Origin of the sequence: Variovorax sp. SG517 (genome assembly GCF_013376045.1) — a bacterium.
Lineage (GTDB): Bacteria > Pseudomonadota > Gammaproteobacteria > Burkholderiales > Burkholderiaceae_C > Variovorax.
On record NZ_JABMJG010000010.1, the window covers coordinates 271,574 to 288,678 of the forward strand.

General features: G+C 69.4%; 13 protein-coding genes. All 13 read left to right on the plus strand.

Annotation, left to right across the window (positions count from 1 at the left end):
* Positions 1-54: 54 nt before the first annotated feature.
* Complete coding sequence (gene ftsL, locus FHT32_RS28010; protein WP_176667823.1) at positions 55-429, plus strand: cell division protein FtsL; 375 nt, start codon at positions 55-57, stop codon at positions 427-429.
* A complete protein-coding gene (locus FHT32_RS28015; RefSeq protein WP_176667824.1) occupies positions 426-2,180 on the plus strand; it encodes a penicillin-binding protein 2 in 1,755 nt (584 codons plus the stop codon). Before ftsL ends, FHT32_RS28015 begins: the two co-directional genes overlap by 4 nt.
* Before the next feature lie 2 nt (positions 2,181-2,182).
* Positions 2,183-3,751 (plus strand): UDP-N-acetylmuramoyl-L-alanyl-D-glutamate--2,6-diaminopimelate ligase, encoded by a 1,569-nt coding sequence (locus FHT32_RS28020; RefSeq protein ID WP_176667825.1) that lies wholly within the window; start codon positions 2,183-2,185, stop codon positions 3,749-3,751.
* Positions 3,748-5,193: a UDP-N-acetylmuramoyl-tripeptide--D-alanyl-D-alanine ligase gene (murF, locus tag FHT32_RS28025; protein WP_176667826.1), complete on the plus strand. Its 1,446-nt coding sequence runs from the start codon at positions 3,748-3,750 to the stop codon at positions 5,191-5,193. The genes FHT32_RS28020 and murF overlap by 4 nt, the downstream gene beginning before the upstream one ends.
* Positions 5,194-5,208: 15 nt before the next feature.
* Entirely contained in the window at positions 5,209-6,387 is a 1,179-nt protein-coding gene (gene mraY, locus FHT32_RS28030; protein WP_019656756.1) for a phospho-N-acetylmuramoyl-pentapeptide-transferase, read from the plus strand.
* A 7-nt stretch (positions 6,388-6,394) separates the two neighbouring features.
* Complete coding sequence (gene murD, locus FHT32_RS28035) at positions 6,395-8,554, plus strand: UDP-N-acetylmuramoyl-L-alanine--D-glutamate ligase (protein WP_176667827.1); 2,160 nt, start codon at positions 6,395-6,397, stop codon at positions 8,552-8,554.
* Entirely contained in the window at positions 8,551-9,849 is a 1,299-nt protein-coding gene (gene ftsW, locus FHT32_RS28040; protein ID WP_176667828.1) for a putative lipid II flippase FtsW, read from the plus strand. Before murD ends, ftsW begins: the two co-directional genes overlap by 4 nt.
* Positions 9,846-10,910: an undecaprenyldiphospho-muramoylpentapeptide beta-N-acetylglucosaminyltransferase gene (gene murG / locus FHT32_RS28045; RefSeq protein WP_176667829.1), complete on the plus strand. Its 1,065-nt coding sequence runs from the start codon at positions 9,846-9,848 to the stop codon at positions 10,908-10,910. The genes ftsW and murG overlap by 4 nt, the downstream gene beginning before the upstream one ends.
* On the plus strand, positions 10,907-12,388 hold the full coding sequence (gene murC / locus FHT32_RS28050; RefSeq protein WP_176667830.1) for a UDP-N-acetylmuramate--L-alanine ligase: 1,482 nt from the start codon (positions 10,907-10,909) through the stop codon (positions 12,386-12,388). The genes murG and murC overlap by 4 nt, the downstream gene beginning before the upstream one ends.
* On the plus strand, positions 12,385-13,356 hold the full coding sequence (locus tag FHT32_RS28055; protein ID WP_176667831.1) for a D-alanine--D-alanine ligase: 972 nt from the start codon (positions 12,385-12,387) through the stop codon (positions 13,354-13,356). Before murC ends, FHT32_RS28055 begins: the two co-directional genes overlap by 4 nt.
* Before the next feature lie 2 nt (positions 13,357-13,358).
* Complete coding sequence (locus FHT32_RS28060; protein WP_176667832.1) at positions 13,359-14,147, plus strand: cell division protein FtsQ/DivIB; 789 nt, start codon at positions 13,359-13,361, stop codon at positions 14,145-14,147.
* A 28-nt stretch (positions 14,148-14,175) separates the two neighbouring features.
* Entirely contained in the window at positions 14,176-15,405 is a 1,230-nt protein-coding gene (ftsA, locus tag FHT32_RS28065) for a cell division protein FtsA (RefSeq protein ID WP_093196937.1), read from the plus strand.
* A 170-nt stretch (positions 15,406-15,575) separates the two neighbouring features.
* Positions 15,576-16,790, plus strand: coding sequence for a cell division protein FtsZ (gene ftsZ / locus FHT32_RS28070; RefSeq protein WP_176667833.1), 1,215 nt, complete (start codon positions 15,576-15,578; stop codon positions 16,788-16,790).
* Positions 16,791-17,105 lie beyond the last annotated feature (315 nt).

Here is a 17,105-nt window from a genome sequence, read left to right on the forward strand (position 1 = left end):
CGAGGGGGTTGGCGAAGCCGCGCAGCGGCGCAGCCTGGGGGAGGTTCTCTAGCCATGGCCCGCGTGAACCTGCTCCTGCTGATGGCCGTCATTGCGACGGCTTTGTACCTTGTGCACACCCAGTACCTGTCGCGCCAGCTCTACACCGAGCTCGACCGCGTGCAGCAGGACGCCCGCCGCCTGGAAACCGAGCGCGACCGCCTGCAGGTCGAGAAGCGCGCGCAGGCCACGCCGCTGCGCGTCGAGCGGCTCGCCAAGGAGCAGCTGCAGATGCGCACCACCTCCCCGGCGATCACGCAATACGTGCGGCCCGACGGCTCCGTGATTCCCGCCGTCGCACCGGTGGCGCCGACGCCGGCCGTCACCACCGCCAAGCCGGCAGCCAAACCCGCGGCCAAACCGGCCACCGCAGCGAGGGCCGCGCGATGACCCGTGGCAACCGCAGCGTCCGCTACACCACCAGCCCCTTGCTCGCGAGCAAGACGCCGGTCTGGCGCAGCAAGCTCATCGTGGCCGGCATCGCCTTCGGCTTCCTGGTGCTGGCCGGCCGCGCGGCCTACGTGCAGGTCATCGGCAACAGCTTCTTCCAGCGCCAGGGCGAGGTGCGCTTCGCGCGAACGCTCGAACTGCCGGCCAATCGCGGCCGCATCCTCGACCGCAACGGGCTCATCCTCGCCTCGAGCGTGGTCGCGCCCAGCATCTGGGCCATTCCGGAGGACATCGAGCGCGACGACCCCGAGGTGCGCGCCAAGCTCAAGCAGGTGGCCAAGCTGCTGGAGATGTCGCAGAAGGACTTCGACAAGAAGCTCGAAGACGAGGACAAGACCTTCGTCTGGATCAAGCGCCAGGTCGACGAGCCCATCGCCAAGCAGATCGCGGCGATGAACCTCAAGGGCATCTACCAGCGCAAGGAATACAAGCGCCAGTACCCCGAGGGCGAGGCCGCCGCGCACGTGGTGGGCTTCACCAACGTGGAAGACAACGGCCAGGAAGGCATCGAGCTGGCCTTCAACAAGGACCTGGCCGGCAAGGCCGGCTCGCGCCGCGTCATCAAGGACCGCCTGGGCCGCGTGGTCGAGGGCGTGGGCGAGACCGTGCCGCCGCTGGACGGCAAGGACATCCAGCTCAGCGTCGACAGCAAGGTGCAGTTCTTCGCCTACCAGAAGCTGCGCGACGCCGTGACCGCGCGCAAGGCCAAGGCCGGCAGCGTGGTGGTGCTCGACTCCGTCACCGGCGAGGTGCTGGCGCTGGCCAACTACCCGAGCTACGTGCCCGACAAGCGCCAGAACCTCACCGGCGAGCAGCTGCGCAACCGCGCGCTCACGGACACCTTCGAGCCCGGCTCGACCATGAAGCCGATCACGGTGGGCATGGCGCTGGAGGCCGGCCGCGTGAAGCCCTCGACGCTGATCGAAACCGGGCCCGGCCGCTACCAGATCGGCGGCTTCACCATCAGCGACACGCACAACTACGGCGCGCTGACGGTCGAGGGCGTGATCCAGAAGTCGAGCAACGTCGGCGCGCTCAAGATCGCCCAGAAGATGACCCCGCACGAGATGTGGGACACCTACACCGCGCTGGGCTATGGCCAGAAGCCGCAGATCCAGTTCCCCGGCGCCGTGACCGGCCGGCTGCGCCCCTGGAAGACCTGGAAGCCGGTCGAGCAGGCCACCATGGCCTACGGCTACGGCCTGTCGGCGTCGCTGTTCCAGATGGCGCATTCGTACACCGCGTTCGCGCACGACGGCTCGCTCATCCCGGTGACCATCCTGAAGAACTCCGAGCCGCCGGTGGGCGTGCGCGTGTTCTCGCCGTCCAACGCGCTGGCGGTGCGCAAGATGCTGCAGATGGCCGCGGGCCCGGGCGGCACCGGCACGCGCGCGCAGACGGTCGGCTATTCGGTCGGCGGCAAGTCGGGCACGGCCCACAAGCAGGTCGGCAAGGGCTACGCCAGCAACAAGTACCGCGCGTGGTTCACCGGCATGGCGCCTATCGAGAAGCCGCGCATCATCGTCGCGGTGATGATCGACGAGCCTAGCGACGGCCAGTATTTCGGCGGCCTGGCGGCCGCTCCCGTGTTCAGCGAGGTCGTGCAGCAGACGCTGCGCATGATGAACGTACCGCCCGACCTGGCGGTCAAACCGCTTGTGATGACGCAGGGCGTCGACGAGAGCTTCTGAACATGCTGACCTTCACCTCCCCCCAACTGGTCGCCGCCTGGCTGAAGGAGCGCGCGCCGCAGGCCGCGCTGCACGCCGACAGCCGTTCCGTGGGCGCGGGCGACGTCTTCATCGCCTGGCCGGGCGCCGCCACCGACGGGCGCAGGCACGTGGCTGCCGCGCTGGAGCAGGGCGCCGCCGTCTGCCTGGTGGAGCACGAGGGCGTCGAGCCCTTCGGCTTCGACCAGGGCGAATACGGCGAGCGCATCGTGAGCTACCCCGGCCTGAAGGCCGCCACCGGTCCGATCGCCTCGGCCTTCTACGACAACCCCTCGGCCATGCTCGAACTGCTGGCCGTGACGGGCACCAACGGCAAGACCTCCACCGCCTGGTGGCTGGCCGAGTCGCTGTCCACGCTGCGGGCGGCCGGCGGCGTGCGCGTGATGAAGCCCGACGGCACGATGCAGCGCGACGCGCCGTCGCCCTGCGCGGTGATGGGCACGCTGGGCATCGGCGTGCCGCCCGATCTGACCTACACCGGCCTCACCACGCCCGACCCGGTCATGATGCAGCGCGAGCTGCGCTCGCTCGTCACGCGCGGCTTCGGCGCCTGCGCCATCGAGGCCTCGTCCATCGGCATCGCCGAGCGCCGCCTCGACGGCGCGCAGATCGCGGTGGCCGTGTTCACCAACTTCACGCAGGACCACCTCGACTACCACGGCAGCATGGACGCCTACTGGCAGGCCAAGGCCGAACTGTTCCGCTGGCCCGGCCTACGCGCCGCGGTGATCAACATCGACGACACGCACGGCGCCAGCCTGTGCGCGAACCTGCTCGACGCCGGCATCGGCGCGCTCGACGTGTGGACCGTCTCGGCCGGCGGCAAGCCGGCCCGCCTCGTGGCGCGCGACATCGGCTACGACGCGCAGGGCCTGCAGTTCTCGGTGGCCGAGCACGGCACGGCTGCCGTGGAGCGCCTGTCGACCGGGCTCATCGGCCAGTACAACGTCTCGAACCTGCTGGGCGTGCTCGGCACGCTGCGCGCGCTGGGCCTCACGCTGGCCCAGGCCGTGGCCGCCTGCGCCAACCTCACCAGCGTGCCCGGGCGCATGGACCGCGCGGGCTCCGGCGAAGGCGCTCCGCTGGCAGTGGTCGACTACGCCCACACGCCCGATGCGCTCGACAAGGCGCTGATCGGCCTGCGTCCGCTGGCGAAGCAGCGCGGCGGCGCGCTGTGGTGCCTGTTCGGCTGCGGCGGCGACCGCGACCCGATCAAGCGCCCCATGATGGCCGCCGTCGCCGAACGCCAGGCCGACCGCGTGATCGTCACCAGCGACAACCCGCGCAGCGAGAAGCCCGACGCGATCATCAGCCAGGTGCTGCGCGGTTTCTCGCGCCCCGACGCCGCGCAGGTGCAGCCCGACCGCGCGGCGGCCATCGCCGACGCGATCGCGCAGGCCGCGCCACAAGACGTGGTGCTGATCGCCGGCAAGGGCCACGAAGCCTGGCAGGAAATCGCCGGCCAGCGCATCGAGTTCTCGGACAAGGTCCATGCGCTGCAGGCGCTGGCAAAGAGGGGAGCCGCGGCATGACCGGCATCACGACCCCCCTGGACATCACCCTGGCCCGGATCCAGCAATGGATTCCGGGTTCGCGCCTCGTCGGCGACGGATCCATCGTCATCGCCCGTGTGCACACCGACACGCGCACGCTCGCGCCCGGCGACCTGTTCGTCGCGCTCAAGGGCGAGCGCTTCGACGCCAACGATTTCCTCGCCGAGGCGAAGAAGCAAGGGGCAATTGCAGCCATCGCGCACCACGGCCTGGAGGCCGCGGGCCTCGCGGGCCTCGAGGTGCCCGACTCGCTGGTCGCGCTCGGCGCGCTCGGCGCGGGCTGGCGCGCGCAGTTCGACCTGCCGCTGATCGCCGTGACCGGCAGCAACGGCAAGACCACGGTCACGCAGATGATCGCGGCAGTGCTGTTCGCCTTCCGCGCCGAACGGGCGCTGGCCACGGCCGGCAACTTCAACAACGAGATCGGCGTGCCGCTCACGCTGCTGCGCCTGCGCGCGCAGCACCAGCGCGCGGTGCTGGAGCTGGGCATGAACCATCCGGGCGAGATCGCGCGGCTGGCGGCCATCTCGCGCCCGACCATCGCGCTGGTCAACAACGCGCAGCGCGAGCACCAGGAGTTCATGGCCACCGTCGAGGCGGTGGCCGTCGAGAACGCCGCCGTGTTCGCGGTGCTGCCCGAGGACGGCACGGCCGTCTTCCCGTACGGCGACGAGTTCACCTCGCTGTGGACCGACATGGCCCACGCGGGCGGCTCGCGCCGCTGCCTGACCTTCGGCGAGCACGAGGACGCCGACGTCTCGCTGCTGCGCGCCGAATGGAAGCAGGGCGCCTGGGCCGTGGGCATCCGCACGCCGGTGGGCGACTTCGACGCGCGCCTGCACATCGCGGGCCGGCACAACGTCGTCAATGCGCTGGCCGCCACGGCCTGCGCGCTCGCGGCGGGCGTGTCGCTGGAGACCATCGGCGCGGGCCTGTCGGCCTTCGAGCCGGTCAAGGGCCGCTCGCGCGCCAGCGAGATCGCGCTGCCCGGCGGCCATGCGCTCACGCTGGTCGACGACAGCTACAACGCCAACCCCGATTCCGTGATCGCCGCCATCGACGTGCTGGCCGCGCTGCCAGGCCCGCGCCTGCTGGTGCTGGGCGACATGGGCGAGGTGGGCGACCGCTCGCCCGAGTTCCACGCCGAAGTCGGCGAGCATGCCCGCCGGCGCGGCATCGAGTCCGTCTATGCGCTGGGCGCCGCGACGGCGCACACCGTCGCCGCCTTCGGCGGTGCCGACGGCCGCCATTTCGAAGATTTCGACGCGCTGAGCGCGGCCGTGCTCGCGCGCCTGCCGCAGGCCGGCAGCGTGCTCGTCAAGGGATCGCGCTTCATGAAGATGGAGCGCGTGGTGCAGGTCGTCGAGCAGGCACGACAACAACAACCACAACAACAAGAGGAGGGCGGCCATGACGCATGAGCCGCGCGAAACCACATGCTGCTGACACTGGCCCAATGGCTGCAGACGCTGTCGCCCGAGTTCGGGTTCCTGCGCATCTTCCAGTACCTCACCTTCCGTGCGCTGATGGCCGCGCTGACGGCGCTCGTGGTCGGCCTGGTGGCCGGCCCCTACGTGATCCGCCGCCTCGCCGCGCTCAAGATCGGCCAGCCGGTGCGCGGCTACGGCATGGAGACGCACCTCACCAAGAGCGGCACGCCCACCATGGGCGGCGTGCTGGTGCTGTTCTCGATCGCCTTCGCCACGCTGCTGTGGTTCGACATCTCCAACAGGTTCGTGTGGATCGTGCTGTGGGTGACCATGGGTTTCGGCGCCATCGGCTGGGTGGACGACTGGCGCAAGGTGGTGCGCAAGGACCCGGAGGGCATGCGCTCGCGCGAGAAGTATTTCTGGCAGTCGGTGGTGGGGCTGATCGCGGCCTTCTACCTGCTCTTCAGCATCTCGGAGAGCTCCAACTGGCGCGTGGTGCAGCTGTTCTTCGCATGGGTGCAGTCGGGCTTCGACCTCGACTTCCCGCCCAAGATCAACCTGCTGGTGCCCTTCTTCAAGGAAGTGAGCTACCCGCTGGGCGGCATCGGCTTCGTGATCCTCACCTACCTGGTGATCGTGGGCGCGAGCAACGCCGTGAACCTGACCGACGGCCTCGACGGCCTGGCGATCATGCCGGTGGTGATGGTGGGCTCGGCGCTGGGCGTGTTCGCCTACGTCACGGGCAGCGCGGTGTACTCCAAGTACCTGCTGTTCCCCAACATCCCCGGCTCGGGCGAACTGCTGGTGTTCTGCTCCGCCATGGCCGGCGCGGGGCTCGCGTTCCTGTGGTTCAACACGCATCCGGCGCAGGTGTTCATGGGCGACGTGGGCGCGCTGGCGCTGGGCGGCGCGCTGGGCACCATCGCGGTCATCGTGCGCCAGGAGATCGTGTTCTTCATCATGGGCGGCATCTTCGTGGTCGAGGCGATCTCGGTGATGGCCCAGGTCACCTACTTCAAGTACACGAAGAAGCGCTTCGGCGAAGGCCGGCGCGTGCTCAAGATGGCGCCGCTGCACCATCACTTCGAGAAGAGCGGCTGGCGCGAGACGCAGGTCGTGGTGCGCTTCTGGATCATCACGATGCTGCTGTGCCTCGTGGGCCTTTCGACGCTGAAGCTGCGGTAACGGAAACATGCGGCACCTGAAAGACCTCCCCGTCCTCATCCTCGGCCTCGGCGCGTCCGGGCTGGCGATGGCGCGCTGGTGCGCGCGCCACGGCGCGGTCGTGACCGTGGCCGACACGCGCGAGGCGCCGGCGCTGCTCGCCACGCTGCGCGAGGAACTGCCGGGCGTGACCTTCGTCAGCGGGCCGTTCTCGGCCGCGCTGGTCGAAGGCACGCCGATCCGCGCCGTGTACCGCTCGCCGGGCCTGTCGCCCGCGACCATCGCGCCGGTGGCCGATGCGGCGCGTGCCGTGGGGCTGCCGGTCGGCGGCGAGCTGGATCTTTTCGCGCGTGCGCTGCTGGATCTGCGCACGGTCGAAGTGCCGGTGGTGGAAGCCGATCCGGAACCCGAGACGCAAGCGCCGGCCGAACCCGTGGCCGAAGCGCCGGTGGAAGCCGCCGAAGCGGAACCTCAGGCGCAGCTGCCGCTGGACGAGCCCGCGGTTGCCGAGCCCGAACCGGTGCAGCCGCCTGTCGCTCCTGCCGAAACCGAATCGTCTGCTGCCGAAGCGGCCGCCGAACCCGCTCCCGAGCCGACCGTGCCCGCGCAGGCGGAAGCCATGCCGCGCGATCCATCGATGAGCGTCGCCGTGCCGCAGCCGCCGCAGGCCGAAGAATCGCCCGCGCCTGCCGAAGCCACGGAGGCTGTCGCACAGCCGGCGGCAGAACCCGCATCCGAATCCACCGACGCGGCCACGGCCGAAACACCGCAGGCTCCCGAAGCCGGTGTTCCCGAGGCTCCGGCGGCGGCACCCGCGCCCGCCACCGTGTCGCGCCTGCCCACCACCGGCAAGCCCTACGTCCCGACCGCAGCCAAGGAAGCCGCCGAGTTCGTCGCGCGCATCGCCGAGCTCTCGGCCACCAACCCGGCCTCGGCCGCCGTCGAGGAAGAGCCGTCGCCCCAACTCGAACTGGCGCCGCCCGTCGAGCCCGAGGCGCCCAAGGGCTACACGCCCGCGGTGCTCGCGGTCACCGGCACCAACGGCAAGACGACCGTCACCTCGCTCACAGGCCAACTGGTCGAGCGCGCGGGCAAGACCGTGGCCGTGGCCGGCAACATCGGCCCGACGTTGCTCGACACGCTCTCGGCGCACATGGATGCCGACACGCTGCCCGACGTGTGGGTGCTGGAGCTGTCAAGCTTCCAGCTCGACGGCGTACAGGGCTTCGAGCCCACGGCCGCCACGGTGCTCAACCTCACGCAGGACCACCTCGACTGGCACGGCGACATGGCCGCCTACGGCGCGGCCAAGGCGCGCATCTTCGGCGCGCACGGGCTGATGATCCTCAACCGCGACGACGCTGGCGTGATGGCGATGCTGCCCGCGCCCGTCAAGGTCAAGCTGCAGCGCCCGCAGATCCGCACGCACGTCACCTTCGGCTCCGCGATGCCGCTGCGCCCGGGCGACTACGGCATCGAGCGCGTCAACGGCATGTCGTGGCTGGTGCGCGCGCTGGAAGCCGACGAGACGCAGAAGCGCAAACGCGGTGCCGTGGTCGAGGAAGAGATCTTCCTGCAGCGCCTGATGCCCGCCGACGCGCTGCGCATCCGCGGCCGCCACAACGCCATGAACGCGCTAGCGGCCCTGGCGCTGGCCAGCGCCGCCGGCTGCCCGCTGAACGCCATGCTCTACGGCCTGCGCGAATACCAGGGCGAGCCGCACCGCGTGGAGCCCATCGCAGTCATCGACGAGGTCGAGTACTTCGACGACAGCAAGGGCACCAACGTGGGCGCCACCGCTGCAGCCCTGACCGGTCTTGGCGAGGAACGCCGCGTGGTCGTCATCCTGGGTGGCGAAGGCAAGGGGCAGGACTTCGAGCCGCTCGCTGCGCCCGTACGCCAGTACGCGCGCGCCGTGGTGCTCATCGGCCGCGACGCGCCGGTCATCGAAGCCGCGCTGGCATCGACCGGCGTCTCGCTGCTGCACGCCGCCTCGATGGACGAGGCCGTGAAGCTCGCGTCCGCGCGCGCCAACCCCGGCGATGCCGTGCTGCTGTCACCGGCCTGTGCGAGCTTCGACATGTTCAAGGACTACGCGCACCGCGCCGAGGTGTTCCGCGAGGCCGTGCAGGCCTACGCCGACAGCCCGCGCGGCCTGGGCGATTCGACGACGGAGGACCTGGTTTGAACTCTGCCGCCTCAGGCGCCACGCCCAACGCATCCACCAGCCGTTTCGGCGGCTGGTTCAGGCGCGCGCGCAGCGGGATCGACTCGCTGCCCGTGCACCTGCCCGTGCGGCTGGGCGGCGCCGGTATCGCGCAGACAAAGGCCACGCCGATGCGCGTGCTGGGCTTCGACCAGGCGCTGGTCTGGGTCACGGTGGCGCTGCTGACCTGGGGCCTGATCATGGTGTATTCGGCCTCCATCGCGCTGCCCGACAACCCGCGCTTCGCGCGCGCCGGCTACAGCGCCTCGTACTTCCTCACGCGGCACGCGGCCTCGGTGGTGTTCGCGTTCATCGCCGCGCTGCTGGCCTTCCAGATCCCGATGAAGACCTGGGAGCGCGCCGCGCCCTGGCTCTTCGTGGCCTCGCTGCTGCTGCTGGTGGCGGTGCTCATTCCGCACATCGGCATCAACGTGAACGGCGCGCGCCGCTGGCTGCCCATGGGCTTCATGCGCTTCCAGCCCTCGGAGCTGGCCAAGCTGGCGATGGTGCTCTACGCCGCCAGCTACATGGTGCGCAAGATGGAGATCAAGGAGCGCTTCTTCCGCGCCGTGCTGCCGATGGGCGTGGCGGTGGTGGTGGTCGGCATGCTGGTGATGGCCGAGCCCGACATGGGCGCCTTCATGGTGATCGCCGTGATCGCCATGGGCATCCTGTTCCTGGGCGGCGTGAACGCGCGCATGTTCTTCCTGATCGCCGCGCTGGTGGTGGTGGCCTTCGGCACCATCGTCGCGAGCAGCCCGTGGCGCCGCGAGCGCATCTTCGCGTACCTCGATCCGTGGAGCGAGGAGCACGCGCTGGGCAAGGGCTACCAGCTGTCGCACTCGCTGATCGCCATCGGCCGCGGCGAGATCTTCGGCGTGGGCCTGGGCGGCAGCGTCGAGAAGCTGCACTGGCTGCCCGAGGCGCACACCGACTTCCTGCTGGCCGTGATCGGCGAGGAGTTCGGCCTCGTCGGCGTGCTGCTGATCATCGGCCTGTTCCTGTGGCTCACGCGCCGCATCATGCACATCGGCCGCCAGGCCATCGCGCTCGACCGCGTGTTCTCGGGCCTGGTCGCCCAGGGCGTGGGCGTGTGGCTGGGCTTCCAGACCTTCATCAACATGGGCGTGAACCTCGGCGCGCTGCCGACCAAGGGGCTGACGCTGCCGCTGATGAGCTTCGGCGGCTCGGCGATCCTGATGAACCTGGTGGCGCTGGCAGTCGTTCTGCGCATCGATTACGAGAACCGAGTGCTCATGAGAGGAGGCCGCGTATGACCGGCCGCACCGCACTCGTCATGGCCGGCGGCACCGGCGGCCACATCTTCCCCGGACTCGCGGTGGCCGAGGCCCTGCGCGAGCGCGGCTGGAAGGTGCACTGGCTGGGCGCTCCCGGCAGCATGGAAGAAAAACTGGTGCCGCCGCGCGGCTTCGCCTTCGAGCCCGTGCAGTTCGGTGGCGTGCGCGGCAAGGGCCCGCTCACGCTGTTCCTGCTGCCGCTGCGCCTGCTGCGCGCCTTCTGGCAGAGCCTGGGCGTGGTGCGCCGCGTGAAGCCCGACGTGCTGGTGGGCCTGGGCGGCTACATCACCTTCCCGGGCGGAATGATGGGCGTGCTGGTCGGCAAGCCGCTGGTGCTGCACGAGCAGAACTCGGTGGCGGGCCTCGCCAACAAGGTGCTGGCGGGCGTGGCCGACCGCGTGTTCACCGCCTTCCCCAACGTGCTGAAGAAGGCGCAGTGGGTGGGCAACCCGCTGCGTGCGGCCTTCACTTCCAAGCCGGCGCCGGCCGAGCGCTTCGCGGGCCGCAGCGGTCCGCTGAGACTGCTGGTGGTGGGCGGCAGCCTCGGTGCGCGCGGCCTCAACACCGTGGTGCCGCAGGCGCTGGCCCGCATCGAGCCGGCCTCGCGCCCGCAGGTGCTGCACCAGAGCGGCGCTAAGCAGATCGACGAACTGCGCGCCAACTACGAGGCTGCGGGCGTCGAGGGCGAGCTCACGCCCTTCATCGAAGACACCGCGCAGGCCTATGCGGACGCCGACATCATCGTCGCGCGCGCCGGTGCCAGCACCGTCACAGAAATCGCGGCCGTCGGCGCAGCAGCGCTGTTCGTGCCTTTCCCCTCGGCGGTCGACGACCACCAGACCACCAATGCGCGCTTCCTCGTGGACGCGGGCGGCGGCTGGCTGGTGCAGCAGGCCGACCTCACTCCTGAATTGCTGGCTGACTTGCTACAGAAAACCGGGCGCGATGCGCTGATAGAGAAGGCCGAGAAGGCCAAGACCATGCAGAAGACCCAAGCCGTCGAGGCGGTCATCCGTGCCTGCGAGGAGCTTGCCAAATGAAGCACGCGATTCGTCACATCCATTTCGTCGGCATCGGCGGCTCCGGCATGAGCGGCATCGCCGAGGTCCTGCTGAACCTGGGCTACAAGATCACCGGCTCCGACCTGGCCGACAGCGCCACGCTGCGCCGGCTCGCTGGCCTGGGCATCGGTACCTTCGTGGGCCACGCGGCCGCGCACATCGAGGGCGCGGATGCGGTCGTCACGTCGACGGCAGTGCAGTCGGACAACCCCGAGGTGCTGGCCGCGCGCGAGAAGCGCATTCCGGTCGTGCCGCGCGCGCTGATGCTGGCCGAGCTGATGCGGCTGAAGCAGGGCATCGCCATTGCCGGCACGCACGGCAAGACCACGACCACCAGCCTGGTGGCGAGCGTGCTCGATGCCGCCGGGCTCGATCCGACCTTCGTGATCGGCGGGCGCCTAAACAGCGCCGGCGCCAACGCGCAGCTCGGCAGCGGCGACTACATCGTGGTGGAAGCCGACGAGTCGGACGCCTCGTTCCTGAACCTGCTGCCGGTGATGGCGGTGGTCACGAACATCGACGCCGACCACATGGAGACCTACGGGCACGACTTCGCGAAGCTCAAGAAGGCCTTCGTCGACTTCCTGCACCGCATGCCGTTCTACGGCGTGGCCATTCTGTGCACCGACGATCCGGCGGTGCGCGAGATCGTGGCCGACGTGACCTGCCCGGTCACCAGCTACGGCTTCGGCGAGGACGCCCAGGTGCGCGCCATCGACGTGCGCGCCGTCGGCGGCCAGATGCACTTCACCGCGCAGCGCCGCAACGGCGTGACGCTGCCCGACCTGCCCATCGTGCTGAACCTGCCGGGCGAGCACAATGTGCGCAATGCGCTGTCGGTGATCGCGGTGGCGGTCGAGCTCGGCATTGCCGACGAGGCGGTGCAGCGCGGGCTGGCCGGTTTCAAGGGCGTGGGCCGCCGCTTCCAGAGCTACGGCGACGTGGCTGTGCAGGGCGGGGATGCTGCCGGCACCTTCACGGTGATCGACGACTACGGCCACCATCCCGTGGAGATGGCCGCCACCATCGCGGCCGCGCGCGGCGCGTTTCCGGGCCGCCGGCTGGTGCTGGCCTTCCAGCCGCACCGCTACACCCGCACGCGCGACTGCTTCGAAGATTTCGTGAAAGTCATCGGCACGGCCGACGCGGTGCTGCTGGGCGAGGTCTATGCCGCCGGCGAGGCGCCCATCGTCGCAGCCGACGGCCGCACGCTGGCGCGCGCGCTGCGCGTGGCGGGCAAGGTCGAGCCGGTCTTCGTCGACGACATCGCCGCGATGCCGCGCGCCATTCTCGACAACGCCCGTCCGGGCGACGTGGTGCTCTCGATGGGCGCGGGCTCCATCGGCGCGGTGCCGGCCAAGGTGGTCGAGCTCGGCGCGGCGGTGGCCACGGCAGCTACGGCGGCGGCCGCATCTTCAACATCCGAGCGCGCCTCGCGCAAAGGGAGGGCCTCATGAGCCTTCAGGACCCCAAGCTCTTCGGCAAGGTCGCCGTGCTGTTCGGCGGCAGTTCGGCCGAACGTGAGATCTCGCTGATGTCGGGCACCGGCGTGCTCGAGGCGCTGCGCTCGCGCGGCGTGGACGCGCATGCCTTCGATCCGTCGCAGCGCGAACTGGCCGAGCTGAAGCATGAAGGCTTCGCGCGCTGCTTCGTCGCGCTGCACGGCCGCCATGGCGAGGACGGCACCGTGCAGGGCGCGCTCGAACTGCTCGGCATTCCCTACACCGGCTCGGGCGTGATGGCCTCGAGCGTGGCGATGGACAAGGTCATGACCAAGCGCATCTGGCAGGCCGATGGCCTGCCCACGCCCAAGTACGTGCGCCTGGCCTTCGACCAGCAAAGCCGCGAGCAGGTCAGGGCGGTGCCCGACGTGCTCGGCCTGCCGCTGATCGTGAAGCCGCCGCGCGAAGGCTCGTCCATCGGCGTGACCAAGGTCCAAGGCTATTCAGAGATGCAGGACGCGGTGGCGCTGTCGGCCAAGTACGACGCCGACGTGCTGTGCGAGGAATTCATCGAGGGCGAGGAAGTGACCTGCGCCGTGCTCGGCCACGGGCTCGACGCGCGCGCGCTGCCGGTGGTGCGCATCGCCGCGCCCGAGGGCGCCTACGACTACCAGAACAAGTACTTCACCGACGACGTGAAGTACCAGTGCCCGAGCGGCCTTCCGGAGGCCGAGGAGCACGAGATCCAGCGCATCACGCTGGCCGCCTACCGCACGCTCGGCTGCCGCGGCTGGGGCCGCGCCGACGTGATGATCCGCGCGAGCGACCGCAAGCCCTTCCTGCTGGAGATGAACACCTCGCCCGGCATGACCAGCCACTCGCTGGTGCCGATGTCGGCCCGCGCCGCGGGCATCGCGTACGAGGAGCTGTGCCTGCGGGTGCTGGCTGCCGCCACGCTGGACGCAACGGGAGGCTCGCTATAGCCATGGCCGACAGCATTCCAGCGCCCTTCGACGTCAAGCTCATGAACATCGTCGCCAACCTTGCGTTCGCGGCGGTGGCGCTCATGCTGCTTGCCGCGGGCGCGTGGTGGGTGCTGCGCCAGCCTTTCTTCCCGATCGCCGGCATCAAGGTGGACGGCGAGGTCACGCACAACAACGCGGTCACGCTGCGCGCCAACGTGGCGCCGCAGCTCAAGGGCAACTTCTTCACCATCGACCTGGCGCGCGCGCGCGCGGCCTTCGAGTCGGTGCCGTGGGTGCGCAGCGCGGTGGTGCGGCGCGAGTTCCCGAACAAGCTGCGCGTGACGCTGACCGAGCAGGTGCCGGTGGCCACCTGGGGCGACGAGTCGAGCTCGAAGCTGATCAACGGCTTCGGCGACGTGTTCGAGGCCAACGTGGCCGAGGTGGATGACAACCTGCCGCGCCTGGACGGGCCGATCGAGCAGGCCGGCCAGGTGCTCGGCATGTACCGCGTGCTGCAGCCGCAGTTCCAGCCCTACGACCTGAGCATCGACGAGCTCACGCTGTCGAGCCGCGGCAGCTGGAAGGTGGTGCTCGACAGCGGCGCCGAGATCGAGCTCGGCCGCGGCCAGGGCGAGGAGGTGACGGCCCGCCTGCAGCGCTTCCTGAAGACCGTGACCCAGGTCGCGGGCCAGTACCGCCGCACCATGGCCGACGTCGAGGGCGCCGACCTGCGCCACAACGACGCGTATGCACTGCGGCTGCGCGGCGTCACCACGGTCTCGCCCGAGGCCCCAAGAAAAATCAAGTAGCGAATACCGAGGAATCGAGGACATTTCAATGCCCAAAGAATACAAAGACCTGGTCGTAGGACTCGACATCGGCACCGCCAAGGTGATGGTGGTCGTGGCCGAGGTGCTGCCCGGCGGCGAGCTCAAGCTGGCCGGCCTGGGCATCGCCCCGAGCAACGGCCTCAAGCGCGGCGTGGTGGTGAACATCGACGCCACCGTGCAGAGCATCCAGCAGGCGCTGAAAGAGGCCGAGCTGATGGCCGACTGCAAGATCAGCCGCGTCTACACCGGCATCACCGGCAGCCACATCCGCGGCATCAATTCGAGCGGCATGGTGGCGGTGAAGGACAAGGAAGTGACGCCCGCCGACGTGGCCCGCGTGGTGGAGACGGCGCGCGCCATCAACATCTCCAGCGACCAGCGCCTGCTGCTGGTGGAGCCGCAGGAGTTCGTGATCGACGGCCAGGACGTGAAGGAGCCGATCGGCATGAGCGGCATGCGCCTGGAGGCCAAGGTGCACATCGTGACCGGCGCGCAGAGCGCGGCCGAGAACATCATCAAGTGCGTGCGCCGCTGCGGCCTGGAAGTCGACCAGCTCATGCTGAACCCGCTGGCCTCCAGCCAGGCGGTGCTGACCGAAGACGAGCGCGAACTGGGCGTGGTGCTGGTGGACATCGGCGCAGGCACGACCGACGTGGCGATCTTCACCAACGGCGCGATCCGCCACACGGCGGTGATCCCGATCGCGGGCGACCTCATCACCAGCGACATCGCGATGGCGCTGCGCACGCCGACCAAGGACGCGGAAGACATCAAGGTCGAGAACGGCTTCGCCAAGCAGCTGCTGGCCGACCCCGAGACGCAGGTGGAAGTGCCCGGCCTCGGCGATCGCGGCCCGCGCATGCTGAGCAAGCAGGCGCTGGCCGGCGTGATCGAGCCGCGCATCGAGGAGATCTTCTCGCTGGTGCAGCAGGTGGTGCGCGAGTCGGGCTACGAAGAGGTGCTGTCGTCGGGCGTGGTGCTCACGGGCGGCAGCGCCGTGATGCCCGGCATGGTCGAGCTCGGCGAGGACATCTTCCTCAAGCCGGTGCGCCGCGGCATCCCGAAGTATTCGAGCGCGCTGTCGGACATGGTCGCGCAGCCCCGCGCCGCGACGGTGATGGGCCTGCTCGAGGAAGCGCGCTTCGCACGCATGCGCGGCTTTAAGGTCGCGCAGAAGAATGGGTCGGTAAAGACTGCATTCGGACGTTTCAAGGACTTCATCGTGGGGAATTTCTAGCCATGATCAAGTCTCCACTCTGGCTCGCCCGCGGCAGCCCCCCGATGCATTTCAACGAGCGATGGCGACGAACAGGTCCACCATCGCGACGGGCTCTTCGTTGATCCCGTCAGTCCACAAGAAATATTCACAGACACATAACGGCAACTGCAAGATTCAAGGAGTTAAAAATGACCATCGAAATGATCGAAGTCGAAGAGTTCAACCAGGGCACGCAGATCAAGGTGATCGGTGTCGGCGGTGGCGGCGGCAATGCGGTCGCCCACATGATGGAGCGTGGCGTGCAGGGCGTTCAGTTCGTCTGCGCGAACACCGACGCACAGGCCCTGCAGCGCAGCAACGCGCACAAGATCATCCAGCTGGGCACCAGCGGCCTGGGCGCCGGCAGCAAGCCCGAGAAGGGCCGTGACGCGGCCGAAGCCGCGGTGGACGACATCCGCGCCGCCATCGACGGCGCGCACATGCTGTTCATCACGGCCGGCATGGGCGGCGGCACCGGCACCGGCGCCGCTCCCGTGATCGCGCGCGTGGCGAAGGAAATGGGCATCCTCACCGTGGGCGTGGTGACCAAGCCCTTCGACTGGGAAGGCGGCCGCCGCATGACCAACGCCGACGCCGGCCTAGCCGAGCTCGAGGCGAATGTCGACTCGCTGATCGTCGTGCTCAACGAGAAGCTGCTCGACGTGCTGGGCGAGGACGTCACGCAGGACGAAGCCTTCGCGCAGGCCAACGACGTGCTGAAGAACGCCGTGGGCGGCATCTCGGAAATCATCAACGAGTACGGCGGCGTGAACGTCGACTTCGAAGACGTGCGCACCGTGATGGGCGAGCCCGGCAAGGCCATGATGGGCACGGCCGCGGCCGCTGGCCCCGACCGCGCGCGCATCGCCGCCGAACAGGCCGTGGCCTGCCCGCTGCTCGAAGGCATCGACCTCTCGGGCGCCAAGGGCGTGCTGGTGCTGGTGACGGCATCGAAGGGCTCGCTGAAGCTGAACGAGTCGAAGCTGGCGATGAACACCATCCGCGCCTACGCTTCGCCGGACGCGCACGTGATCTACGGCGCCGCCTACGATGACAGCCTGGGCGACGAGATGCGCGTGACCGTGGTGGCCACCGGCCTCTCGCGTCCCGACGCTCGCCGCCAGCAGCCGACGCTGGAAGTCATCCGCACCGGCACCGACAACATCCCCTTCACCGTGCCGACGCTCGGTGGCGTGGGTCATGCCGGTGGCACGGGCGGCAGCCAGCCCAACTACGACGGCATGGCCGTTCCCAGCGTGTGGCGCACCAACCGCACGATGGCCGCCGCGAAGGTGGACGCGCTGTCTTCGGGCGGCATGGACGACTTCGAGATCCCGGCGTTCCTGCGTCGTCAAGCTGATTGAACCTGGCTCGCCCCCCAGGCTGCGCGCACTTCGTGTCGCTTCGCCAACCCCCTACCGGGGGCAACACCTGAGGACCGGCAGAGCCGGCTCCTCGGTGTTGTGCGAAGGGACCAGCTCGACGCAGAGGGCACGAGAGGGCGCAAGGGGCACGGGGACGACCCGAAAGGGACGTCCGCTGGCTCTAGGCGCTGCGCTCGCCTCGTGCCCTTTGCGTCCATTTCGGGTCAAATCGAAGCAATTGCATAGAACCCATGTCTATCGGTGCCATAGCGAGGGGCATAGGCCGCCACGCCCGTCGGGCGCCTAAAATCCCGG

Excerpts from the sequence above, each read along its gene's own strand:
- murG (WP_176667829.1), top strand. The coding sequence starts at position 9,846 with ATGACCGGCCGCACCGCACTCGTCATGGCCGGCGGCACCGGCGGCCAC.
- FHT32_RS28020 (WP_176667825.1), top strand. The coding sequence starts at position 2,183 with ATGCTGACCTTCACCTCCCCCCAACTGGTCGCCGCCTGGCTGAAGGAG.
- mraY (WP_019656756.1), top strand. The coding sequence starts at position 5,209 with ATGCTGCTGACACTGGCCCAATGGCTGCAGACGCTGTCGCCCGAGTTC.
- ftsL (WP_176667823.1), top strand. The coding sequence starts at position 55 with ATGGCCCGCGTGAACCTGCTCCTGCTGATGGCCGTCATTGCGACGGCT.
- ftsZ (WP_176667833.1), top strand. The coding sequence starts at position 15,576 with ATGACCATCGAAATGATCGAAGTCGAAGAGTTCAACCAGGGCACGCAG.
- ftsA (WP_093196937.1), top strand. The coding sequence starts at position 14,176 with ATGCCCAAAGAATACAAAGACCTGGTCGTAGGACTCGACATCGGCACC.
- FHT32_RS28060 (WP_176667832.1), top strand. The coding sequence starts at position 13,359 with ATGGCCGACAGCATTCCAGCGCCCTTCGACGTCAAGCTCATGAACATC.
- FHT32_RS28055 (WP_176667831.1), top strand. The coding sequence starts at position 12,385 with ATGAGCCTTCAGGACCCCAAGCTCTTCGGCAAGGTCGCCGTGCTGTTC.
- murF (WP_176667826.1), top strand. The coding sequence starts at position 3,748 with ATGACCGGCATCACGACCCCCCTGGACATCACCCTGGCCCGGATCCAG.
- FHT32_RS28015 (WP_176667824.1), top strand. The coding sequence starts at position 426 with ATGACCCGTGGCAACCGCAGCGTCCGCTACACCACCAGCCCCTTGCTC.
- murD (WP_176667827.1), top strand. The coding sequence starts at position 6,395 with ATGCGGCACCTGAAAGACCTCCCCGTCCTCATCCTCGGCCTCGGCGCG.
- murC (WP_176667830.1), top strand. The coding sequence starts at position 10,907 with ATGAAGCACGCGATTCGTCACATCCATTTCGTCGGCATCGGCGGCTCC.